Origin of the sequence: Micromonospora sp. NPDC049060 (assembly GCF_040649055.1) — a bacterium.
Classification (GTDB): domain Bacteria; phylum Actinomycetota; class Actinomycetes; order Mycobacteriales; family Micromonosporaceae; genus Micromonospora; species Micromonospora reichwaldensis.
In genome coordinates, this window is sequence record NZ_JBEZEV010000102.1 from 1 (window position 1) to 22,239 (window position 22,239).

General features: G+C 72.7%; 23 protein-coding genes, 1 tRNA gene and 1 pseudogene. 9 read left to right on the top strand and 16 right to left on the bottom strand.

What is annotated here, in order from left to right; all coding sequences use genetic code 11:
* Positions 1-31: 31 nt before the first annotated feature.
* Entirely contained in the window at positions 32-385 is a 354-nt protein-coding gene (locus tag AB0B83_RS26360; protein WP_357580409.1) for a hypothetical protein, read from the bottom strand.
* 107 nt (positions 386-492) lie between these two features.
* Positions 493-1,011, bottom strand: coding sequence for a GNAT family N-acetyltransferase (locus AB0B83_RS26365; protein WP_357580410.1), 519 nt, complete (start codon positions 1,009-1,011; stop codon positions 493-495).
* Between the two features lie 57 nt (positions 1,012-1,068).
* Between AB0B83_RS26365 and AB0B83_RS26370 the strand changes: the two genes are divergently transcribed.
* Genes AB0B83_RS26370 through AB0B83_RS26380 form a run of 3 tightly spaced genes read left to right on the top strand, consistent with a single transcriptional unit; the run spans position 1,069 to position 2,521 of the window.
* Positions 1,069-1,194: a hypothetical protein gene (locus AB0B83_RS26370; protein ID WP_357580411.1), complete on the top strand. Its 126-nt coding sequence runs from the start codon at positions 1,069-1,071 to the stop codon at positions 1,192-1,194.
* Positions 1,195-1,253: 59 nt separating this feature from the next.
* Entirely contained in the window at positions 1,254-1,607 is a 354-nt protein-coding gene (locus AB0B83_RS26375; protein ID WP_357580412.1) for a PadR family transcriptional regulator, read from the top strand.
* Positions 1,604-2,521: a hypothetical protein gene (locus tag AB0B83_RS26380; protein WP_357580413.1), complete on the top strand. Its 918-nt coding sequence runs from the start codon at positions 1,604-1,606 to the stop codon at positions 2,519-2,521. Before AB0B83_RS26375 ends, AB0B83_RS26380 begins: the two co-directional genes overlap by 4 nt.
* Before the next feature lie 1,083 nt (positions 2,522-3,604).
* On the opposite strand, the gene AB0B83_RS26385 is transcribed toward AB0B83_RS26380, so the two are convergent.
* Positions 3,605-3,688: transfer RNA gene (locus AB0B83_RS26385), tRNA-Tyr, on the bottom strand.
* Positions 3,689-3,836: 148 nt separating this feature from the next.
* Between AB0B83_RS26385 and AB0B83_RS26390 the strand changes: the two genes are divergently transcribed.
* The gene (locus AB0B83_RS26390; RefSeq protein ID WP_089003198.1) at positions 3,837-4,331 is read left to right on the top strand and encodes a YajQ family cyclic di-GMP-binding protein; all 495 of its coding nucleotides are present in this window, start codon (positions 3,837-3,839) and stop codon (positions 4,329-4,331) included.
* 55 nt (positions 4,332-4,386) lie between these two features.
* On the opposite strand, the gene AB0B83_RS26395 is transcribed toward AB0B83_RS26390, so the two are convergent.
* From AB0B83_RS26395 to AB0B83_RS26430, 8 genes are all read right to left on the bottom strand, one after another.
* A complete protein-coding gene (locus AB0B83_RS26395) occupies positions 4,387-5,646 on the bottom strand; it encodes an MFS transporter (RefSeq protein WP_357580414.1) in 1,260 nt (419 codons plus the stop codon).
* A 142-nt stretch (positions 5,647-5,788) separates the two neighbouring features.
* A complete protein-coding gene (gene htpX / locus AB0B83_RS26400) occupies positions 5,789-6,664 on the bottom strand; it encodes a zinc metalloprotease HtpX (RefSeq protein ID WP_311410853.1) in 876 nt (291 codons plus the stop codon).
* 169 nt (positions 6,665-6,833) lie between these two features.
* Positions 6,834-8,363 (bottom strand): proton-conducting transporter membrane subunit, encoded by a 1,530-nt coding sequence (locus tag AB0B83_RS26405; protein WP_357580415.1) that lies wholly within the window; start codon positions 8,361-8,363, stop codon positions 6,834-6,836.
* A 67-nt stretch (positions 8,364-8,430) separates the two neighbouring features.
* A complete protein-coding gene (locus AB0B83_RS26410) occupies positions 8,431-9,942 on the bottom strand; it encodes an NADH-quinone oxidoreductase subunit M (RefSeq protein ID WP_357580427.1) in 1,512 nt (503 codons plus the stop codon).
* A gap of 49 nt (positions 9,943-9,991) precedes the next feature.
* Positions 9,992-11,926 (bottom strand): NADH-quinone oxidoreductase subunit L, encoded by a 1,935-nt coding sequence (locus AB0B83_RS26415; RefSeq protein ID WP_357580416.1) that lies wholly within the window; start codon positions 11,924-11,926, stop codon positions 9,992-9,994.
* Complete coding sequence (gene nuoK, locus AB0B83_RS26420) at positions 11,923-12,324, bottom strand: NADH-quinone oxidoreductase subunit NuoK (RefSeq protein WP_357580417.1); 402 nt, start codon at positions 12,322-12,324, stop codon at positions 11,923-11,925. Before nuoK ends, AB0B83_RS26415 begins: the two co-directional genes overlap by 4 nt.
* On the bottom strand, positions 12,321-12,872 hold the full coding sequence (locus AB0B83_RS26425; protein WP_357580418.1) for an NADH-quinone oxidoreductase subunit J: 552 nt from the start codon (positions 12,870-12,872) through the stop codon (positions 12,321-12,323). The genes nuoK and AB0B83_RS26425 overlap by 4 nt, the downstream gene beginning before the upstream one ends.
* Entirely contained in the window at positions 12,869-13,516 is a 648-nt protein-coding gene (locus tag AB0B83_RS26430; RefSeq protein ID WP_357580419.1) for an NADH-quinone oxidoreductase subunit I, read from the bottom strand. Before AB0B83_RS26430 ends, AB0B83_RS26425 begins: the two co-directional genes overlap by 4 nt.
* A 93-nt stretch (positions 13,517-13,609) precedes the next feature.
* Here AB0B83_RS26430 and AB0B83_RS26435 point away from each other — a divergent pair, with 93 nt between their 5' ends.
* The gene (locus AB0B83_RS26435) at positions 13,610-14,182 is read left to right on the top strand and encodes a Uma2 family endonuclease (protein WP_357580420.1); all 573 of its coding nucleotides are present in this window, start codon (positions 13,610-13,612) and stop codon (positions 14,180-14,182) included.
* Here AB0B83_RS26435 and AB0B83_RS26440 read toward each other — a convergent pair.
* Positions 14,163-14,597 (bottom strand): ester cyclase, encoded by a 435-nt coding sequence (locus AB0B83_RS26440; RefSeq protein ID WP_357580421.1) that lies wholly within the window; start codon positions 14,595-14,597, stop codon positions 14,163-14,165. The genes AB0B83_RS26435 and AB0B83_RS26440 overlap by 20 nt on opposite strands.
* A 201-nt stretch (positions 14,598-14,798) precedes the next feature.
* Here AB0B83_RS26440 and AB0B83_RS26445 point away from each other — a divergent pair, with 201 nt between their 5' ends.
* Entirely contained in the window at positions 14,799-15,869 is a 1,071-nt protein-coding gene (locus tag AB0B83_RS26445) for a glutathione S-transferase C-terminal domain-containing protein (RefSeq protein WP_357580422.1), read from the top strand.
* Between the two features lie 36 nt (positions 15,870-15,905).
* On the opposite strand, the gene AB0B83_RS26450 is transcribed toward AB0B83_RS26445, so the two are convergent.
* Positions 15,906-16,868 (bottom strand): complex I subunit 1 family protein, encoded by a 963-nt coding sequence (locus AB0B83_RS26450; RefSeq protein WP_132230869.1) that lies wholly within the window; start codon positions 16,866-16,868, stop codon positions 15,906-15,908.
* A 422-nt stretch (positions 16,869-17,290) separates the two neighbouring features.
* Positions 17,291-17,857, bottom strand: a pseudogene (locus tag AB0B83_RS26455) (NADH-quinone oxidoreductase subunit C); the annotation flags it as partial.
* A 341-nt stretch (positions 17,858-18,198) separates the two neighbouring features.
* On the opposite strand from AB0B83_RS26455, the gene AB0B83_RS26460 reads away from it, so the two are divergent.
* Positions 18,199-19,245: a glucose 1-dehydrogenase gene (locus tag AB0B83_RS26460; RefSeq protein ID WP_357580423.1), complete on the top strand. Its 1,047-nt coding sequence runs from the start codon at positions 18,199-18,201 to the stop codon at positions 19,243-19,245.
* A 6-nt stretch (positions 19,246-19,251) separates the two neighbouring features.
* Here AB0B83_RS26460 and AB0B83_RS26465 read toward each other — a convergent pair whose 3' ends face one another.
* Positions 19,252-20,568 carry a DUF2252 domain-containing protein gene (locus AB0B83_RS26465; protein WP_357580424.1) on the bottom strand — a complete coding sequence of 439 codons (1,317 nt, stop codon included), beginning with the start codon at positions 20,566-20,568 and terminating at the stop codon, positions 19,252-19,254.
* A gap of 59 nt (positions 20,569-20,627) precedes the next feature.
* Entirely contained in the window at positions 20,628-21,218 is a 591-nt protein-coding gene (locus AB0B83_RS26470; protein WP_357580428.1) for an NADH-quinone oxidoreductase subunit B family protein, read from the bottom strand.
* 176 nt (positions 21,219-21,394) lie between these two features.
* Here AB0B83_RS26470 and AB0B83_RS26475 point away from each other — a divergent pair, with 176 nt between their 5' ends.
* Both AB0B83_RS26475 and AB0B83_RS26480 read left to right on the top strand, forming a co-directional pair.
* Positions 21,395-21,961, top strand: a complete 567-nt coding sequence (locus tag AB0B83_RS26475) for a SigE family RNA polymerase sigma factor (RefSeq protein ID WP_357580425.1) — start codon at positions 21,395-21,397, stop codon at positions 21,959-21,961.
* Positions 21,954-22,214, top strand: a complete 261-nt coding sequence (locus AB0B83_RS26480; RefSeq protein WP_357580426.1) for a hypothetical protein — start codon at positions 21,954-21,956, stop codon at positions 22,212-22,214. The genes AB0B83_RS26475 and AB0B83_RS26480 overlap by 8 nt, the downstream gene beginning before the upstream one ends.
* Positions 22,215-22,239 lie beyond the last annotated feature (25 nt).

Genomic DNA, 22,239 nt, shown 5'->3' on the forward strand with positions numbered 1-22,239 from the left:
TCCCGGTTGACCCCTGTTGAATTCGAGACCATCATGCACGCACCGGCCAGTCAGGCCGCGTGACTACACCTGTCACCTGCCGGTGCAGCAGACCCAGCAACGAACCAGCCAGCCAGAAGGTCGACGCGCGCATGATGGAGCCGAGCCCGTCCGGTGGTGGCGCCGAACCGCTGATCCACTGCCGGCTCAGTACAGCGATGAGGCCATAGTAGGTCAGAGTCGCCTCGGCGAGTGTGCCGACCCCAGCGACCAGAGCTGATCTCAAGGTCGCGGCGTAGTAGCTCACGGCGAGGGACACCACGGCCCAGGCGAATCCCGAGCTGAAGGCTGGCACGAGGACCCTGCCCACAGCTTCCGGCACGAGGTCGGCAGCGAACGCCGCCATCCCCAAGGCGACTCCCGCAAGGACCGGGGGAAGCACCTCTCGCCACGCCCTTCGTCTACCGAGGGTCTTCGAATCCGTCACCTGAACACCGCCGGGACGATCAAGGTTCACTGTTGCGCTCTCATCCGCGCTGCCCACGGGCGGTCGATCGCGTACATCACCTGACGCGCGGCGAACTCCTCGAACGCGTCGACCCGGACCATGCCAAGGGCTTCCAAGAGGCGGACCGATCGGGTGTTCGCCTCCTGAGTGACAGCGATCAGCCGGGCGGCGTCCGGGAACCGGTCGAAGGCCAACCCGATGGCCGCCGCGCATGCCTCCCGGGCGTACCCACTCCCCCACCACTCCGGTAGGAAGACGTACGACAACTCAAGATCACCTGTGCGGTACTGGCCCAGGTGGCACCTACCGACGGCCTCCCCGGAGTGCGTCGCCACCATCAGTCCGCCCGCCTGGTCATACCTCCGACGCTCGGCCACTTCCACATCGGACACCGGACCACCGAGGTATCGCCGCATCACCGGGTCACGCCACATCCGTTCGATGACAGCCATGTCGGACGAGTGAACCTCTCGCAGTACGAGCCTGTCCGTCACTGCCAGTGGCGAACCCACTTCACCAGTCATCGACTCAGTCTGCACTTATCCCGCGCTCACCCGAGGGCGTCGCCGATCTTGTCGTTCATGATCACGGCCGCGTGCGAGGTGGTGTCCCACTACGGCCCGCAGTGCGTGCTGGCCCCGACTTCCGGGTGCACCTACCGGACTCGCGCCCAGCTACGAGCGACAAACGTCAACTACTCCAAGTAGCCGCCTTCGCGATCATCGAGTCTTGACCCATACGTCGACCATCTGCTTATGTTGATGACATGACTGGTTCCTTCGCGTCGATGCGCGAACCCACCTACTTCATCTTGGCCGCGTTGCAGGACGAACCCTTGCACGGCTACGCGATCGTCAAGCGGGCGCAGGAGTTGTCCGACGGGCGGGTGCGCCTCACGACGGGCACCCTCTACGCCGCTCTGGACCGGCTCACCCGTGAAGAGATGGTGCGGGTGGCCGAGGAAAGGGTGGTCAACGGCCGCGCCCGCCGCACCTACGAGCTCACCCAGCTAGGTATGTCCGCACTACGTGCGGAAGCAGAGCGGATGGCTGCGGCGGCCAGCGTCGTTCGTGACCGTTCCGTCCGCTCGACGTCTGCGGCTTGGGTGGTGCCGGCATGACTGAACTGGAGCGCCGCTACCGGTGGCTACTGCGGGCCTACCCTCGCGCCTACCAGCAGTATCGCGCCGACGAGATGCTCGAAACCCTGCTCGCCACGGCTGACGACGAGCGGCAGCGGCCGCACCTTCGAGAAGCGGCGGCGCTCGTGGTCGGAGGGCTACGCGCCCGCACCGGTGTCGACCGTCTCGGCTCGCGATCAGCGCTGGGATACTCCGCGCTGCGACTGTCCGCGCTGTCCCTGCTCGTGTACGGCATGACGCTCTGGGCAGGGGGCCCGATCTCATTCTTGGTGACGACGCTGTCGGATGGCCCATACAAACCCGACACGTGGTGGTTCATGCTCATCGTCATTCCGACGGTGCTGGCCATCGCGCTTTTCGCTACGGCATGGGGCAGCTACCGACTGGCATTCGCTGCGACAATATTGGCCGTGGCCGCGCAACTCTGGTCGGCGAGTTGGTTTGCCCAATCGCTTTGGTTGGTTTTTAGCCTCCAGGGTTCGATTGTTCCCAGGTTTTGGCCAGCGCTGCTGGCTTCGCTGGCCTTGCTGCCACTGCTCCGCGCACCCCGAACGCCCGTGACCAAACCATGGGCCTGGCCCGTCCTCGGGGCACTGGCAGTCGTCGCTTTGACGCCGAGCCCGGTCAACGGCTGGTCGGACGCACCACTTATGTCCCTGTACGCGTTCGCCGCACTGGCCGTCATCGCCGCGCCCATCGATGCACGGATGCCCATCGTCGCCTCGGTGCTCCTCCTGGCGCCAGCCTTGGCGCAAGCCACCTACCAGCTCTATTTCAAACAAGCAGGGTGGGAACTGGACGTCTCCATCACCACGACCCTCATCCTCGCGGCGGTCATGGTGATCACGCTTGCAGCCGGCACAATCGCAGGCCGCCGCCAAGCCCGCATGTAGACACGGAAGCACCCCGCCACCCACTTCTCGTGGATAGCTGGAAGCCGAGCCGGCTGCGGGACTGCTGTCCAGATCGTGCAGCCAGTCGGTGATCGCGGCGAACGACGACGCGCGCCAGGACCGCCCGACCGCTCACGTACGCCCTCAGCGCCATGACTCCAGCCCTGATCAGGGGCCAGATGTGCCCGATTCCGGATGATCTCTACTCGCCCCACGGCATTAGGGGTTCAAATCCCCGCAGCAGCGACCAGGTCTCGCGCCAAGGCAGACCCAACCGGCGGAAGGGTAACCGTCAGAATGATCGGTCTTCCCCTCGCCGTTTCATGATGATCTCCGCTACTGTGTCTCGCCCTGTGGCGAAACCCGATCTGGATCTAAGTGCAGTTCATGAGCTGCGACGCAGTCCGCCATCAGCGTTGCCACCTCCGCACCGCAAGGGCAAACCTGATTCGGCCCGCGTTCACCGCCCAGGCCGCAGCAGCCCGACCGACGGCTGCATTCCGGGTGTAGCTGAAGCGATGGAGCGTCGTCCGGGTGGATCACAATGGTGTTGCGCGGGCCGGCTAAAACAACGAGGACGCCATTAATGTGACATGAACCACCACCCGGCATGGCCACTGGTTCGTCGTAGACAGGCGGGCTTTGATCCGCTGCTGGCACGAATGGGGCACCGAACGGCTCAGGGTCGATGGCGAAGAACCCACGCGGCATCGTCGACGAACGAGGACCGCGGCCTTCTTGTGCTGGCGGGCGAACCAGCTTTTCTCGGGAGAGCGCCAGGTCTGGTGTCAGCGCCGCGCCGCAGCGGGCGCATTTGAAGACGGCCACACGATCAGTGTTCCATGCCCGCAAACACAGCAGGACCGCCGAGACTGCCCACGGCAGCTCTGCGGCGGATATCCAGGACACCCGGCCGGCTGCGTCGAGGCCGAGACAGGCAGCGCGCACCGCCAGCCAAGATCAGCGTTCCCGCCATGTTCCCGTGGAGGCTCACAGACGGCCGGATCTGTCCGGACTGTGCTGGACTCAACGAGAACGGCCCCGTGTCAGCGTTTCCGCTGCTCACAGGGCCGTTCGTGCACCTGGTGGCGGGTAGAGGATTCGAACCTCTGTAGCTTTCGCGACGGATTTACAGTCCGCTCCCATTGGCCGCTCGGGCAACCCGCCAGGGCACCCCACCGCGTCGTAACGCGGCAGCGGAAGCAAGGATAGCGGCTCACCCCGGCATCGGCGCAACCGGGTACCGTCAGGGGGTCGTACCGCTGGTCAGCGGGGGACGAAGGACCACAGACCGCCGGACAGCAGGAGCATGAGCATGGCAGCGAACCCGTCGTTCGACATCGTGAGCAAGGTCGACCGCCAGGAGGTCGACAACGCTCTCCGCCAGGCGGAGAAGGAGCTCGCGACGCGGTTCGACTTCCGGGGCACCGGCGCCGAGATCTCCTGGTCGGGCGAAGAGGCGATCAGCCTCCAGGCGGAGACCGAGGAGCGGGTGCGGGCGGCGCTGGAGGTCTTCAAGGAGAAGGTGATCAAGCGGAACATCTCGCTGAAGTCGCTGGACGCCGGTGACCCGCGCTCGTCCGGCAAGATCTTCAAGATCGACTGCAAGGTGATCCAGGGCATCGACTCGGACAAGGCCAAGGCGATCAGCAAGAAGATCCGCGACGAGGGCCCGAAGGGCGTCCAGGCCCAGATCCAGGGCGACCAGCTCCGCGTCACCGGCAAGAAGAGGGACGACCTCCAGGCCGTCATCGCGCTGCTCAAGGGCGAGGACTTCGGCGTCGCCCTCCAGTTCACCAACTACCGCTGACGGTGTCCGGTCGGCCCCGCTGCGGTGGGGCCGACCGGGTCAGAACCCGTAGGCGTCAGGCCGGCAGCAGCTCTTCGGTGCGTACCGCCGTGGCCTCCGCGCGGGAGATGGGCCCGGCGGGCAGGGCCGCGACCCCGGCCCCGACGGCGACCGCGGCCCCCGCGAAGACGAACGCCCACGGCACCCCGCCGGCGTGGTCGACGATCAGGCCGGCCACCGCGCCGCCGGCGGCGCTGGCCCCCACCGACATGGTCACCACCCAGGTGTACGCCTCGTTCAGCATGCTGGTCGGGGAGATCCGGCCGACCAGGGTGTTCTCCAGGGTGAGCGCGGGCGCGATCATGGCGCCCCCGATCACCAGGGCGGTGCCCAGCGCCACCGGCGTGGGCATCACCGCGAACACGGCGAAGCTGGCGGCCACGCCGCCGAGCAGCAGCGAGAACAGCCGGGTCATGTTCCGGGCCGGCTTGCGGACGCCGAACCAGAAACCGCCCACGGCGCTGCCGACGCCCCAGACGGCCAGCAGCACCCCGGCCAGGCTGTCGGGGTCGTCGGACGTGTAGGCGGTGGCGAACGCCGGCACGGTCACGCCGGCCGCGCCGAAGGCGATGCCCAGGCTGGCGACGCAGAGCAGCAGTGCCGGGAAGCCGGGCACGCGCAGCGGGCCGAGCCCTCTGGTCTGGTGTTCGCGCGGGTGTGGCTGCCAGCCGCGCATGACCCGGCCGAGGGCCACCGCCATGGTGCCGACCAGGGTCACCACGGCCGAACCGACCAGGGCCGCCCCGGCGTCGGCGAACAGGATGAAGCCGGCGACCAGCAGCGGACCGAGCACGAAGACGATCTCGAAGAGCGTGGTCTCGGCGGCGAGGGCGGTGTTGCGCAGCTGCCACCGGCCGGACGACGGCGAGGTGAGGTCGTTCCAGGCGCCGCGGATCGCCGCGGTCAACGGCGGGTAGGTGGCGCCAGCGACCCCGGAGGCCACGAAGACCAGCGCAAGGCTGCCGGCGTCGGAGCGGGCGGACCAGAGCAGGCCGAGCAGGGCGAACGGGTGGGCGATCGCGGTGCCGACGAGCACCGGGGTGGGGCCGATCCGGTCGGCGATCCGGCCGGCCACGGGGCTGAGCGCGGCGCCGGAGAGGGCGTAGATGCCCCCGGCGACGGCTGCCAGCGAGTAGCGGCCGGTGACCTGCTCGACGACCAGTAGCAGCGCCAGCGGGGTCATGCCGATCCCGAGCCGGCCGACGATGCCGGTGAGCAGCAGCATCGGCGCTCCGGGGATCCGCCAGACGCCCAGGTACTGGCGCAGTGCGGCCACGGTCGACCTCCAGGGGATGTAACGAGCGGGGAACCTTTCGACCCTAACGCCGCCGGAGGCGTGGAAGGAACGGTTAACGCGCTCACACGGCGTTCCGCCCGTGTCCGGGAGACCGGACACGGGCGGAAAGGTGATCAGCGCCTCAGCGCTGGAACTGCACGGGGCCGCTGTTCGCGGCCATCCGCTCCAGCCGGGCGACCCGCTCCTCCATCTTCGGGTGGGTGGAGAAGAGCGCCGCCACGCCGCCGCCCTTGAACGGGTTGGCGATCATCAGGTGGGCGGTGCTGGTGAGCTGCCCCTGGGCCGGCAGCGGCCGACGCTGGGCGCCCATGTGGATCTTCCGCAGGGCGCTGGCCAGCGCCAGCGGGTCCTTCGTGAGCGTGGCCCCGGAGGCGTCCGCCTGGAACTCCCGGCTGCGGCTGATCGCCAGCTGGATGACGGTGGCCGCGATCGGCCCCAGGATGATGGTGAGCAGCAGCACGGCCGGGTTCGGGGAGTCCTCGTCGTCGCCCCCGCCCAGCGGGATGAACCAGGCGATGTTCGCCAGCATGGTGATGATGCCGGCCAGCCCGGCCGCCACGCTGGAGATGAGGATGTCCCGGTTGTAGACGTGCGACAGCTCGTGCCCGATCACGCCCCGCAGCTCCCGGTAGTCGAGGATCTCGGTGATCCCCTGGGTCACGCAGACGGCCGCGTGCTGCGGGTTCCGCCCGGTGGCGAACGCGTTGGGCTGCGACGTCGGGCTCACGTAGAGGCGCGGCATCGGCTGCCCGGCCTCGGTGGCCAGTTCGCGGACCATCCGGTACAGCTCGGGGAACTGTGCCTCGCTGACCGGTTGCGCCCGCATCGAGCGCAGCGCGAGCTTGTCGGAGTAGAAGTAGGTGACGCCGTTCATGAGCAGCGAGACGACGACGGCGATGACCAGGCCGCCACTGCCGCCGAACCAGTAGCCCACCGCCAGGATCAGCGAGGTGAGCAGGCCGAGCAGCGCGGCGGTCTTCAGACGGTTGTGGTGCACGATCACTCCTTCGGTGCAGCACGGATCGCTCGGGATCCGCTGACCGGTTCAACAACCCGGTACCCGCCAACCATCCGTCTCATGGCTGTGAGTTGCCTGAGATGTCCGAAGTGCCCGTCGGGACTGAAGCCCCCGAAGACGGGAAGACCGTCCGACGCGAACCGCCGCGTCAGCGGGCGGCGACGTCGAGCACGAGCTGCGGGGCGAAGCCGAGCACCAGCGCCGCAGCCGTCGCCACGGCCAGCACCACGCCGACCGTCCGGGCCCGCACGGGGGCCACGGCCGGGACGCCGCCGGACCCGACGCCCGGCGTGGCAGCGGCGGCGCCCACCGGAACGGCCGGCCCCTCTGCCGGCGCAGCCCACAGGGCGGCGGTGAGACGCAGGTAGTAGGCCAGGCCGATCACCGCGTTCACGGCCACCACCACGGCCAGCCAGCCCGCGCCGCCGTCCAGCAGCGAACGGACCACTGTCACCTTCGCGAAGAGGCCGGCCAGGCCCGGCGGCAGGCCGGCGAGCCCGATCAGCGCCAGCCCGAGCGCCGCCGCCCGCCACGGGTGACGCCGGGCCGCCCCGCGCAGGTCGTCGACCGTGCCGCCGTCCGCGCCCGCCGGGCGCAACGCCACCACGGCCGCGAAGGCCGCCAGTTCCAGCACCACGAAGAAGACGGCGTACGCCACGGCGGCCGCGTACGCGGCGGTGCGGGCGTCGGCGGTGCGCCCGGCGGCCAGCGCCAGCGCGCCGAGCGGGGCGAGGATGTAGCCGGCCTGGGCGACCGAGGACCAGGCGAGCAGCCGGACCGTACGCCGCTGGCGCAGCGCCACCAGGTTGCCGACGGTCATCGTCAGCACCGCGAGCAGGGCGAGCACCAGGCCGGTCACGTCGGCGGGCAGCGCGTGCTGCACCACGGCGAGCAGGGCCACCACGCCGCCCAGCTTGGAGGCGGTGGACAGGTACGCCGCCACCGGCAACGGCGCGCCGTCGTAGGCGGCCGGCGCCCAGGCGTGGAACGGTACCGCCGCCACCTTGAACGCCAGCCCCAGCACCACAAGCGCCACGGCGGCGGTGGTCAGCGGCAGGTCGAGCAGGTCCGCGCGGTCGGCGAGGATCGCGCCGATCCGGCCCAGGTGCAGTCCGCCGGTGGCCGCGTAGAGCAGCGCCGCCCCGAGCAGCGTCAGGGTGGTGGCGACCACGCTGACCACGAAGAAGGTGACGGCCGCCTCGGCGCTGGCCAGGCTGTCCCGGCGCAGCCCCACGAGGACGTAGAGCGGGAGGGTGAGCGTCTCCAGCGCCACGATCAGGGTGATCAGGTCGCCGGCCGCGCCGAGCACCACGCCGCCCGTCATCGAGCAGGCGAGCAGGAAGCAGTACTCCCCCGCCGGCGACTGCCCCGCCCGCAGCAGCGGGCCGGACAGCGCGAGCACGCCGAGGGTGAGCAGGGCGACGACGACGGCGACCAGGGCGGCCCGGCCGCCGAAGACGTACGAGCAGTCGGGGCCAACGCAGAACGTCCGGCGCTCGCCCCCGGCGCCGACCAGGGTCGCGCCGAGCGCCGTGACCGCCGCGCCGATCGCGGCCGTGGCCAGCGTGACCCGGGCGCGGGCCACCAGCAGGTCGGCGAGCAGCACCAGCACGGCCGTGCCGGCGGCCAGGTACGCCGGGAGCAGCGCCACGTTGTCGACGCTCTGCACCACGCTCATGCCGGCACTCCGCTCCGCTGCGTGCCGTCACGAGACACCAGCGCACAGAGCCCGATGATTCGCTCGCTCACCGCAGCACCTCCACGAGGGCGTCGACGGGGGCCTCGGCGACGCCGAGCACCAGGGTCGGGGCCAGGCCGACCGCGAGGGCGAGCAGCACCAGCGGCGCCCACGCGAGCAGTTCCGCGCCGGCCAGGCCGGGGGTCAGCCGTGCGACCGCCGGGCTGGGCCGCCCGTGCGTGACCCTGCGCAGCAGCCGCAGCAGGTACGCGGCGGTGAGCGCCCCGCCGATCGCCGCCAGCACGCCCAGGGTGGTCCAGAGCGCCCCGCCGACCTCGACGGCGGCGACCACGGCGAACGCCTCGCCCCAGAAGCCGGCCAGCCCGGGCAGGCCGAGCGAGGCGACGGCGGCGAAGCCGAGCAGCCCGGCTAGGCGGGGGGCGGTCTCCCGCAGCCCGGACAGCTCGTCCAGCGACCCGGTGTGCGTACGGTCCTTGACCGCGCCGGCGAGGAAGAAGAGCAGGCCGGTGATCACCCCGTGCGCGACGTTGCCGATCAGGGCCGCCTGGATGCCGGTGGTGGTGAGCGTGGCGACCCCGAGCAGCACGAAGCCCATGTGCCCGACGCTCGAGTACGCGATCAGCCGCTTCAGTTCCCGCTGCGCGAGGCAGACCAGCGACCCGACGAGGATCGCCGCCACCGCCAGCATGCCGAGCAGCGGGGCGGCCCAGCGGGCGCCCTCGGGAGCCACCCCGACCGCGATCCGGACCAGCCCGTACGTGCCCATCTTGAGCAGCACCCCGGCGAGCACGACGCTGCCGACGGTGGGCGCCTGGGTGTGCGCGTCGGGCAGCCAGGAGTGCAGCGGCCAGAGCGGGCTCTTCACCGCGAAGGCCAGCGCCAGCAGCGTGAACGCCGCGAGCTGGGTGCCCCGGGACAGGCCCGTGCCGCCGGTGAGCGCCACCACGTCGGCCGTCCCGGCGGCGGCCACCACCACGAACACGCCGACAAGCAGCAGCACCGAGCCGAACAGCGTGTAGAGGGCGAACTTGCGGGCCGCCCGCCGCCGGTCCGCGCCGCCCCAGCCGGCGATGATCGCGTACATGGGGAGCAGGACGACCTCGAAGAAGACGAAGAAGAGCACGAGGTCGAGAGCGAGGAAGGTGCCGAGGATGCCGACCTCGACGACCAGCAGCAGGGCCACCAGCGCCCGGCCGCTGCCGCCGTCGGGCACCTTCCACAGCGTGTACGCGCAGCAGAGCAGGGTGAGCAGGGCGGTCAGCACGACGAGCGGCCAGGAGATGCCGTCCACGCCGAGGTGGAAGCGCAGGTCGAGGCCGGGCACCCAGGGCAGGTCGAGCCGGTGCCAGGGGCGCACGGCGGGGGCGTCCGCCGCGTAGCTGGTCCAGCCGCGGTCGCCGAGGAAGAGCAGCGCGGCGGCCACCAGGGTCAGCGCGGCGACGGCCGTGCCGACCGCCCGGGCCGCCCGGTCCCGGGGCGTCGCCGCCACCGCCAGCGCGCCGAGCGCCGGCAGCGCCAGCACCGCCACCAGCAGGAACTCCCCCAACCTCATGGCGATACCTCAGTTCGCGACTGCGGGGCTCGCAAAACCGGCTCACTCCTCGCGCTCACGGTACGGCCACTCCGATCACGACGGCCGCCAGGCCGATCAGCAGCGCCCCGGCGAGCACGCCGGCCGCCGCGCGCGGCAGCGCCGCGCGGTGCAGCGACGCGAGGCCGCCGCCGAGGCCGAGCGCGGCCCGGCCGCTGCCCTCGACCGCGCCGTCCACCACCACCTCGTCGGCCGTACGCGTGGCGCGGGCCAGCGCCTTCGCCGGGCGTACGACCAGGGCGCGCTGGACGTCGTCGAGCCGGAACGCGGCGGCGAAGACCGGCCGCAGCGGACCCAGCCCGGTCGCCGGGTCGGCGGCCGGGTCCCGCCGCCAGCGCAGCCAGGCGAGCCCCGCCCCGACGGCGAGCAACGCCAGCGGCAGCAGCAGTTCCGGGCCGACGTGGATCAGCAGATGCTCCGGCGCGCTGGCGGTGGGCGTCAGCAGCAACCGGCGGGCGAAGGCCCAGTCGAAGCCGGCGAGGCCGAGCAGGGCGGCCGGCACGGCGAGAAGCAGCAGCGGCCAGCGCATCACCGCGGGCGGGTCGTGCGGGTGGGCCAGCGGCATCCGCGCCTCGCCGAAGAAGGTGCGCAGCAGCAGGCGGGTGGCGTACCAGGCGGTGACCGCGACGCCGACCAGCCCGGCCAGCCAGACCAGCCAGCCGACCCAGGCCGGGGCCGGGCCGGTGCCGTGCAGGGCGGCGTCCTGGGCGACGGTGAGCACGCCGTCCTTGCTCCAGAAGCCCGACAGCGGCGGCACCCCGGCCAGCGCCCCGAGCCCGATCACCGTGCACCAGAAGGTGACCGGCATGCTGCGGCGCAGCCCGCCCATGCGGGACATCAGCGTGGTGCCGACGGCGTGGATCACCGCACCGGCAGCGAGGAAGAGCAGCGCCTTGAACGCGGCGTGGGTGAGCAGGTGGAACAGGGCGGCCGGGGTGGAGCCGACCGCCAGCGCGCCCGTCATGTAGCCGATCTGCGAGACCGTCGACCAGGCCAGCACCCGCTTGAGGTCGTCCTGGGCGGTGGCGGCGAACGCGCCGAGCAGCAGGGTGACCGAGGCCATGACGCCGAGCACCGCCAGCGCGGCCGGGGTCACCTCGAACAGCGGGTAGAGCCGGGTCACCGCGTACACGCCGGCGGCGACCATGGTGGCGGCGTGGATCAGCGCGGAGATCGGCGTTGGGCCGGCCATCGCGTCCGGCAGCCAGGTGTGCAGCGGGAACTGGGCGCTCTTGCCGGCCACCCCGGCGAGCAGCAGCAGGCAGGCGGCGGTCAGCGTACCGGTGGCGTGGTCGTGGGCGAGCACGTCGGCGATCCGGAAGCTGCCGGCCGAGACGCCGAGCAGCGCGATGCCGAGCAGGAAGCCGACGTCGCCGACCCGGGTCACCAGGAACGCCTTCATCGCGGCGGCCGGTGCCTCCGGCAGCCGGCGGTCGTGGGCGATGAGCAGGTAGGAGCAGATGCCCATCACCTCCCAGCCGACCAGCAGCAGGATCAGGTCGCCGGCGACCACCACCAGCAGCATGGCGGCGGTGAAGAGGCTGATCTGCGCCGCGTACGGCGGGTAGCGGTGGTCGGTGTCGACGTCGTCGTGCGGGCCCCGGCGCAGGTAGCCGACCGAGTAGACCTGCACGGCCAGGGCCACCGCGGCAACCGCGACGGCGACCAGCGCGGCGGCGGAGTCCAGCCGCACCCCGAGGCTCACCGTCAGCCCGCCCAGGTCCACCCAGGTGGTGGACGCCTCCGCGGGCCGGTCGAGGGTGACCAGCAGGGCGACGGCGAGCGCCAGCGCCCCGGCCGCCCCGGCCACGCCGAGCGCGATCGCCACCCGCCGGGCCCGGCCCCCGTCCGTGCCGGCCTCGCGCGGCGCGGGTGGCAGCAGCAGACCGAGCAGACCCGCCACCAACGGTACGGCCGGCAGCAGCACGCCGAGCAGGGTGGTCGTGCTCACCGTTCCCCCTCCGGGCGGTCGGCGGACCCGGGCCGGGCGTCGGTCCCGGCAGCGTTGCCCGGATCGGCCCCGGCAGTGGCGGCGACCGTGACCGGCTCGGTCAGCGGCACCTCGTCGACGGCGACGGTGGCCCGCAGCCGGTAGAGCTGGAGCACGATCGCCAGGCCCACCCCGATCTCGGCGGCGGCCAGCACGATCACGAAGAGCGCGAAGACCTGACCGCCGTGCGGCAGTTGCGCGCGCACCGTGGTGTCGGCGGTGACCAGGATCAGGTTGACCGCGTTGAGCATCAGCTCGACGGCCATCAGCACCAGCACCGCGTTGCGCCGGCGCAGCACGCCGTAGACGCCGAGGCCGAACAGCAGCGCGGCGGTGACGTACGGGATGACGGGTCTCACCGCGACCGCCCCTCGGTGCCCGCCCGGTCGATGCCCCGCTGGTCGGCCCTCGGCCGGCCGATGTCGGGGCGGGAGATCACGATGGCGCCGACCAGGGCGGACAGCAGCAGCACCGAGAGCACCTCGAAGGGCAGCACCCAGCTACGGAAGATCTGGTCGCCGAGGCGTTCCGCGGTGCCCGCGTCGGGCAGTTCCACGGCCGTCCAGCGGTACGCGTCGACGAGCAGGGCGGCCAGCCCGAGCCCGGTGCCGCCGCCGATCAGCGCCGCCGCCCAGCCGGGCCGGTCCAGGTCGTCGGAGGCGCCGATCGGGGCGCGGGTGAGCATCACCGCGAAGAGCAGCAGCACCACCACAGCGCCCACGTAGATCAGCACCTGGACCCAGGCCACCAGCTCGGCGGTGAGCACCAGGTACATCCCGGCCAGCGCGCCAAGGCAGAGCACCAGGTAGAGGCCGGCGCGCACCAGGTGCCGGGTCGCCACCACCAGCACCCCCGAACCGACCGCCAGCGCGCCGAGGGCGAGCAGCAGCACGTCCGCACCGGTCATGCGCCGGCCTCGGGCTCGGGTCGTACGGCCGGGGCGGCGGGACGGGCGGCCGGGGCGGCGGGACGGGCGGCGGGCGCGGCCGGGACCGCGGCCTTGCGCGCGGCGGCGGTCTCCTCCTTCGCCGGCTCACCGTTCGGGTCGTGCGCGGGCGGCGGCGGCACGGTGGCCATCCACTGCCCGAGGTGGTCCTTGTCGTGCAGCAGGTCCTTGATGTCGTACTCGGAGTATTCGAACTCCGGCGACCAGTAGAGGGCGTCGAAGGGGCAGACCTCCACGCAGATGCCGCAGTACATGCAGAGCGAGAAGTCGATGTCGAACTTGTCGAGCACGTTGCGCTGGCGGGGGCGGGCGGCGCCGGGCACCGCCACCTCCTCCTTGTGCGAGTCGATGTAGATGCACCAGTCCGGACACTCCCGGGCGCACAGCATGCAGACCGTGCAGTTCTCCTCCAGCAGCGCGATCACCCCGCGCGAGCGGGGCGGCAGCTCGGGGGCGACGTCCGGGTACTGCTGGGTGGTCGAGCGGCGGGTCATCGTCTTCAACGTGACCGCGAGCCCCTTCACCAGGCCCGCGCCCGGCAGGCCACGGTCTCCGCCGGCGCCGCCCGGCTCGCTGCGCTCGCTGCGGTCGGTCATGCCGACCATCCTGCCCTGTGGCCGCGGCGCGCGCGACCACCACCCGGGGTCTGCCGGCGGTACGGTGAGGCGGGGAGAACGACGCACCGGAAAGGGCTCGCCATGACCGCCGCGCTGCACGACGAGTTTCCGCCGCCGGGCGAGTGGACGGCCGACGACCTCGACCGCCTGCCCGACGACGGCCGCCGCCACGAACTCCTGGACGGAAACCTCATCATGTCGCCCTCCCCCACGCGACTCCACCAGTCCATCGCCGGTCGTCTCATGGCCGCGCTCGAGGAAAGCTGCCCCACCGACCTCGACGTCACGCAGGGCGTCGAGGTGCGGCTCTCCCGCACCCGGGCGTTCATCCCCGACGTGCTGGTCACGGAGCTGGACTCGGCCTCGCGCAACCCGTCGCACTACCGGCCCCACGAGGTGATGCTGGTGGTCGAGATCGTCTCCGAGGGGTCGCGGAGCATCGACCGGGTGCTCAAGCCCGCGCTCTACGCCGAGGCCGACATCCCCTACTTCTGGCGGATCGAGACCGAGGCCGGGATCGTGGTGCACGCCCACAAGCTCGACCCGGCAAAGGGCGTCTACGTCGAGCAGGCCCGGATGACCGACGGCATCCTCGTCCCGGAGCCGTGGGAGATCGACATCCCGCTCGGCAGGATCACGCCCCGGTCCCGCTGATCCCACCGGGCGCGGGCGGGAGCATCTCGACGCCGAGCTGCTGGAGGAGCTGGAACAGCTCGTTGCAGCTCCACACGTCGACGATCCGGCCCGCGTCGTCGAAGCGCAGGAAGCTCGCCCCCGAGTAGCTGACCACCTGCCCGGTCGGCGGCACCGGCCCGAACGGCCCGGCCTGGGTGCCCGCCGCTCGCCAGTGCACCGCCACCCGGTCCCCCGCGGCCACCACGTCCACGAGCTTGTAGCGCAGGTCGGGGAAGGCGGCGCGGCGCTCCCGGTGCCACGCCAGCGTCGCCTCCGGCCCCTCGCCGCCCAGCCCGGGGCACTCCGGCGACACCAGTTCGTACGCCGACTCCTCCCGCGCGCCGTTCCACACGTCGGCGATGAAGCGTCGGGCCGCCGCCTCCACATCGGTCATCGCGGCAGCCTAACCGGCCACCGGGGCCGGCCGGCCGGTCCCGGCGCGCCACCTCCGGCAGCGGCGGCCGGCACACCGCGCGCCCGGCGGCGGTGGTCGGCACACCGCGAGCCCAGCGGCGGAGGTCGGCACTCGGCGCGCCCGGGGGCGGTGTAGCCGCCATGATGGGACGAGCGACGGACGACGGCGGAGGGGGCGGGCATGGGCGGCACGACCGAGGGCGGCGCGGCGACCAACGCGGACGAGGTGCTGATGCGCACCGGCGGCCGGTACGTCGAGCCGGGCGGCGAGTTCACCCGGGACCAGCGCTACATCGCCACCCGGATCACCGCCGACGCCCGCGACGGCTGGCCCGTGGAGCCCGGCCGCTACCGGCTGGCGGTCAGCCGCGCCTGTCCCTGGGCGAACCGGCTGATCATCGTACGGCGACTGCTCGGGCTGGAGGACGCGATCTCGCTGGCGGTGGCCGGCCCGACCCACGACAAGCGGAGCTGGACGTTCGACCTCGACCCGGGCGGGCGCGACCCCGTGCTCGGCATCGAGCGGCTGGCCGAGGCGTACTTCGCCCGGTTCCCCGGCTACGAGCGGGGCATCACCGTGCCGGCGATCGTGGACGTGCCCACCGGGCAGGTGGTCACCAACGACTTCGGGCCGATGAGCCTCGACCTGTCCACCGAGTGGACGGCGTACCACCGTGAGGGGGCGCCCGACCTCTACCCGGAGCGGCTGCGCGACGAGATCGACGAGGTGAGCACGCTGCTCTTCCGGGACGTCAACAACGGCGTCTACCGGTGCGGCTTCGCCGGCGACCAGGCGGCGTACGAGAAGGCGTACCACCTGCTGTTCGACCGGCTGGACTGGCTCAGCGAGCGGCTGGCCGGGCAGCGCTACCTGGTCGGGGACACCATCACCGAGGCGGACGTGCGGCTGTTCACCACGCTGGTCCGCTTCGACCCGGTCTACCACGGGCACTTCAAGTGCAACCGGAGCAAGCTGACCGAGATGCCGGTGCTCTGGGCGTACGCCCGGGACCTGTTCCAGACGCCGGGCTTCGGCGACACGGTCGACTTCGACCACATCAAGCGGCACTACTACGAGGTGCACCGCGACATCAACCCGACCGGGATGGTGCCGCTCGGCCCCGACCTGGCGAACTGGCTCACCCCGCACGGCCGCGAGGCCCTCGGCGGTCGTCCCTTCGGCGACGGCACCCCGCCCCCGCCGCCCCCGCCCGCCGAGCGCGTCGACCCCGCCCACACCCCGCTGCCCTGACGGCGCGCCCCACCGCGCGACGCGGACGGCGCGCCCCTACAGCGCGACGCGGACGGCGGCGGTGAGAACCAGTTGGCCCAGGGAGACGGGGACCAGGACTAGCCAGCAGAGACGCTGGAGCTGGTCCTCGCGCAGGCGGGGGTAGGACACCCGGAGCCAGATGATCAGGAACGAGACGGCGAAGACCTTCAGCAGGGTCCACAGCCAGCCGAGCTGCGCGTCGGCGAAGGGGCCCTGCCAGCCCCCGAGGAAGAGCACGGTGGTGAGCGCGGCGATCACCACGATCCCGACGTACTCGGCGAGCAGGAAGAACGCGAACCGCAGGCCCGTGTACTCCGTCATGTAGCCGAAGACCAGCTCCGAGTCGGCGACCGGCATGTCGAACGGCGGGCGGCGGATCTCGGCGAGCCCGGCGAGGAAGAAGACGACCATGGCGGGGGCCTGCCAGAGCAGCCACCACGGCTGCCACGCCTCGACGATGCCGGAGAGGCTGAGCGTCCCGGCCGCCATCGCCACCGACGCGGCGGCCAGCACCAGCGGCAGCTCGTAGCCGAGCAGCTGGGCCGCGCCGCGGATCCCGCCGAGGAGGCTGTACTTGTTGGCCGACGCCCACGCCGACATCAGCACCGCCACCACGCCCACGCCCACCACGGCCAGCACGAAGAACAGGCCGATGTCCAGCGGCTGCCCGACCAGGTCGTCCGGGCCGAGCGGGATCACCAGCAGGACCAGCAGGTAGGGCACCAGGGCGACCGCCGGGGCGAGCCGGAAGACCGCCCGGTCCGCCTCCCGGGGCGTGACGTCCTCCTTCTGCACGAACTTCACGCCGTCGGCGACCAGCTGGGCCCAGCCGTGGAAGCCGCCCGCGTACATCGGGCCGAGCCGGCCCTGCATGTGCGCCATCACCTTGTGCTCGGCCTGCCCGACCAGCAACGGCAGGGTGAGGAAGGCGACGAGCACGCCCCCCACCCGGATGACCAGCTCCAACCACAGTGGCATCAGGGCGTACCTCCGTCGTCGCCGGAACGCTCCGACGCTGCCGGGCCCTCGGACGCGGGCCGGTCCGCCGGCGGGCCGGGGCGGGCCGTCCGGCCGCCGGGCCCGCCGGGTGACTGACCGGCATCGCCCGCCGGGTCGGCGGGACCGGTGACCGCCGGGTCGGCAGGCGCCGGACCGTCGACAGGTGCGGCGGGCGGCGGACCGGCGTCGGCCACCGGGTCGGCGGGACGGGTGACCGCCGGGTCGGCGGGTGCCGGGCCGTCGGCGGGTGCCGGGCCGTCGGCGGTGGCGGCGGGCCGGGCGGTACGGGGTGGACGGGCCCCCGGGGCCGGTCGGGCAGGCCGCTCCCGGGCCGGGCGGGCCGGGGTGCCGCCGCGCGGCCCCTCGCCGACCCCGCCCGCGCCGGCAGGTGTCGGCGTCGTCCCCCACTCCCCCGGCGCGGGTACGCCCGGCGGGCGGATCGGGCGGCGCCCGCCGCCGGCCTCGGACTCGCCCGGTTCCTTCGCGCCCGGCCAGGGCTTCGCCACCCGGGAGGCGAGCACGACCTCCTTGCGCAGTGGATGCCCCTCGAACTCGGGCGGCAGCAGCAGCGGTGCCAGCCCGGCGTGACCGGGAAAGTCGATGCCGAACATCTCGTGCGTCTCCCGCTCGTGCCATGCGGCGCCCGGGTAGACGTCGACGACCGAGGCGACCGCCGGGGCGTCCCGGGGCACCCGGGTCCGCAGCAGGATCCCGTGCCGGCGGGTGGTGGACCAGAGGTGCGCCACCACGTCGAAGCCGCCGGCGAGTTCGTCGACGGCGGAGAGCCAGTCGAAGTAGTCGCAGGCCAGCTCGGCGTCGTCGCGGGCCGCGCGGAGCGCGTCCGGCCAGTTCGCCGGCGGTACGTCGACGGTGGCGCGGGCGTACGCCTGGCCGCCGGAGACCGACGGGGTCACCTCGGCGGGCGCGAGCAGCGCCACCATCCGCTGGCCGACCTCTTCCGGAGTCATGCCGCTGATCCTAGGTCCTCCCCCGCACCCCCCACCCAACCGAACGCCCCACGCCCCGCGCCCACCCCACCCCCGATCCCCCGCCCTTCCGCCGCCCCTCCGCCGGGACGATCATGCAGTCGTGGTGCCCGGTTCGGCAGGGAAGGCGACCTTCGTCCCCCACCACAACTGCATGATCGAGCGGACGCGGCGTGCGGGCGGAGCTGCGGGGCACGGGGCACGGGGCACGGGGCACGAGAGCGTGGGGTGCGGGGTGCGGGCGCGGGTGCGGGGCGCGGAGGTGCGGGGTGGATGTCGGGCTTTGGCGGCGGGGGATACCGGGGGCGGGGAAGGATGGGGGCGTGCGCGCTGTGACTGTCATTCCGGGTGTCGCCGACTCGCTGCGGCTGATCGACGATCATCCGGAGCCACCGCCCGAGGAGGGCGCGATCCTGGTCGAGGCGCTGGCGGTGGGGATCTGCGGCACCGACCACGAGATCATCGCCGGCGACTACGGCGAGGCGCCGCCCGGCGCGGACCGGCTGGTGCTGGGGCACGAGTCGCTGGGCCGGGTGCTGGAGGACCCGTCGGGCACGCTGCAACCCGGCGACCTGGTGGCGGGCGTCGTCCGGCACCCCGACCCGGTGCCCTGCCCGAACTGCGCGGTCGGCGAGTGGGACATGTGCCGCAACGGTCGGTTCACCGAGCACGGCATCAAGGCCCTGCCCGGCTTCGCCCGGGACCGCTGGCGGCTGCAACCCCGGTTCGCCGTGGGACTGGACCGGGCCCTCGCCCCGGTCGGCATGCTGCTCGAGCCGACCAGCGTGGTGGCGAAGGCGTGGGAGCACATCGAGCGCATCGGTGCCCGCGCCGAGTGGCAGCCGCAGACCGTACTGGTCACCGGGGCCGGGCCGATCGGCCTGCTGGCCGCGCTGCTGGCCACGCAGCGCGGGCTCGCCGTGCACGTGCTGGACCGCAACACCACCGGGCCGAAGCCGGACCTGGTCCGGGCGCTCGGGGCGACCTACCACACCGTGCCCGTCAGCGAGCTGGACTTCGAGCCGGACGTGGTGCTGGAGTGCACCGGGGCGCCGGTCGTCGTCCTCGACGTGATGTACAAGGCCGCGCCGACCGGCATCGTCTGCCTGACCGGCGTCTCCAGCGGCGGGCGGACCATCGACCTCGACGCCGGGGCGCTCAACCGCGCGCTCGTGCTGGAGAACAACGTCGTGTTCGGCTCGGTGAACGCCAACCGCCGGCACTGGGACCTCGCCGCTGCCGCGCTGGCCCGCGCCGACCGGTCGTGGCTCGACGCGCTGATCACCCGCCGGGTGCCGGTGGAGGCGTACGCCGGGGCGTACACCTCCGAGCCGGACGACATCAAGGTGGTGCTGGAGTTCGGTTCCTGACTCCGCTCAGAGGCCGGGCAGCCGGCCGTTGCGGAACAGGTCGACGAAGAGCTGGTGGTCCTGCCGGGCGCGGACGCCGTACGCGTGGGCGAAGTCGACCAGGTGCGTCACGAAGCCCGCCTCGTCGGCGTCCACCGCCGCCACGATCGCCTCCTCCGTGGAGTAGTCGACCAGGTCGTGGCTGGACTCGTCGTCGGCCACCGAGTGCATCCGGGCGACCGCCCGGCCCAGGTCGGTCAGCACGCCGGCCAACTCCTCCGGCTCGTTCACGTCCGCCCAGTCGAGGTCGGCCGCGTACGGGGAGACCTCGGCGACGAGCTGCCCGGCCCCGTCCAGCTCGGTGAAGCCCAGCCACGGGTCGGCGTGCGCCTGGAGTGCCCGCTGCGACTCGGCCGTGCGGTGCCCCTGGTGCTGGAAGTAGCCCGCGACCGCCTCGTCGGCGATGTGCCGGGCCACCGCCGGCACCTGGGCCTGCTTCATGTAGATGACGACGTCGTTCTCCAGCGCCTGGGTGTGCCCCTCCAGCAGCAGGTTGTACGACGGCAGCCCGGCCGAGCCGATGCCCACCCCCTTGCGCAGCACCACGTCCTTGATCTGGGTGGCCACGGGACGGAGCTGGGCGGAGGAGGCGGGCAGCGTGCCGAGGTAGTCCTCGAACGCGGCGCAGACCCGTTCCCGGGTCTCGGCGTCGATCTCGTAGACGCCGTCGCCCAGCGAGAACCGGCGTTCGTAGTTGTCGATGGTGGTCTGCGTGGCGAGCAGGTCGACCCGGGTGTTGAGCCGCGCCTGCTGGAGCACCCGGCGGAGCACCCCGTCGGCGTTGTCCAGGGTGATCGAGCCGATCGCGTCGTCGCCCCCCTCGGCGATGGCGCGCAGCTCGGTCAGGTACGACCGGGCGAAGCCGGTGACCAGGTCGCTGATCGCCCGGTCGGAGAGCGCCTTGGCGTAGCCGATCAGCGCCACGCTGGCCGCCAGCCGCTTCAGGTCCCAGCTGAACGGCCCCACGTACGCCTCGTCGAAGTCGTTGACGTTGAACACGAGCTGCCCGGACGCGTTCATGTACGTGCCGAAGTTCTCCGCGTGCAGGTCGCCGTGGATCCACACCCGGCTGGTCCGGTCGTCGAGGAACCGGTCGTCGGCGAAGTCACCGACCTGGTCGGCGTAGAAGAGCGAGGCGCTGCCCCGGTAGAAGGCGAACGGGGACGCGGCCATCTTGCGGAACTTGCGGCGGAAGGCGGCCGGGTCGAGAGCCATCGACGCGCCGAACTCCTCGGTGAGCACGTCGGCGATGTGGGCGGAACGCTGGTCGGCGGAGTGGTTCATGGTGCGCAGGCTAGCCCCCGCCAGCCAACCGGGGTTCTCGGCCGACCGGACCGTACGGCTCAGGAGGTGGGCGGGCGGACCGGCGGGGCGGTCAGCGACTCCGCCGAGCGGGGACGCATACCGGTCGAGCCGGCGTCGGCCAGCGGGGCGTCGACCGGCGGGGCGAGCGCGTCCGGCCGGGGCACGCCGCCGATCCCGGACTGCTCGGCGGCGATCTTCTCCTGGAGGCGCAGGATGCCGTGCAGGAGCGCCTCGGGCCGGGGCGGGCAGCCGGGCACGTAGACGTCGACCGGGATGAGCTGGTCGACGCCCTTGGTCACCGAGTACGAGTCCCAGTAGGGGCCGCCGCAGTTGGAGCACGCGCCGAACGAGATGACGTACTTCGGCTCGGGCATCTGGTCGTAGAGCCGCTTGATCGCGGGGGCCATCTTGTCGGTGACCGTCCCGGAGACGACCATGAGGTCGGCCTGCCGGGGCCCGTGCGCGAACGGGATCACGCCCAGCCGCATGAAGTCGTGCCGGCCCATGCTGGTGGCGATGAACTCGATCGCGCAGCAGGCCAGGCCGAAGTTGAAGACCCAGAGCGAGTAGCGGCGGCCCCAGTTCAGCACGAACCGGATCGGCTCACCGAGCACTCCCGGCACCTGCACGACCGCCCCCTTCCCGAGCACCGCCACAAGTCAACCACAGCCCACGGCGGCGCCGGTCGACCCGTCGGTGCCCCGTTCCGCCGTCGGATCCACGACCGCGCCGGCCGCAACCGGCCGCGACCCGGTGGAGTGTTACCGCCGCCAGACACCCACGGCGGCCCGAACGGGGAGGGACAGTGACTGTGACGATGGGGGCCCGCGCCAACGAACCACCTCCGACGGTCGACGCGCGGACCGGCGAGGGCGCGGCGACGATCACCTTCGACGACTTCTACCACGCGCACTTCCGCAGCGTGACCGCGCAGCTCTGCGCGTACACCGGAGACCTGGGCCAGGCCCAGGACCTGGCGCAGGAGGCGTTCTGCCGGGCGCTCGCCCGGTGGGACCGGCTGGCCCGCTACGACGACCCGGTGGCCTGGATCCGGCGGGTGGCCTGGAACCTCGCCCGCAGCAGGTGGCGTCGGCTGCGTACCGCCCGCGGCCACCTGCTGCGGCAGCGGCGGGTGGAGGCGCAGGTGCCGGGCCCGACGCCGGACCGGGTGGCCATCGACAGGGCGCTCGCGGCGCTGCCCGAGAAACACCGGCGGGCCGTGGTCCTGCACTACCTCGCCGACATGTCCGTCGCCCAGATCGCCGTCCAGGAGGGGGTGGCCGAGGGAACGGTCAAGTCGTGGCTGCACCGGGGCCGCGCCGTCCTGGCCACCCTGCTCGACGAGAACCCGGAGGGAGTCGGCCATGCCTGAGCAGGACCCGCTGCGGGCGCGCTTCGCCGCGTACCGCGGAGACCTGACGGACCGGATCGACGGTCCGGGCCCGGACGCGGCCCGGCGCACGCTGCGGCGTCGCCGCCGCGCCGCCGTCGCGACCGGGGCGGTCGCCGTCGCGCTGGTGGTGGCCCCGATCGCCGCCGTCGCGGCGCTGCGGGACGCCCCGCCGCCGGCACCGCCGGGGGGGGCGCCGCCGGCCCCCCCCCCCGCGGGCCCCGGCGCATGTTAACGAGGGGGACCATTTAGCCCCCGCG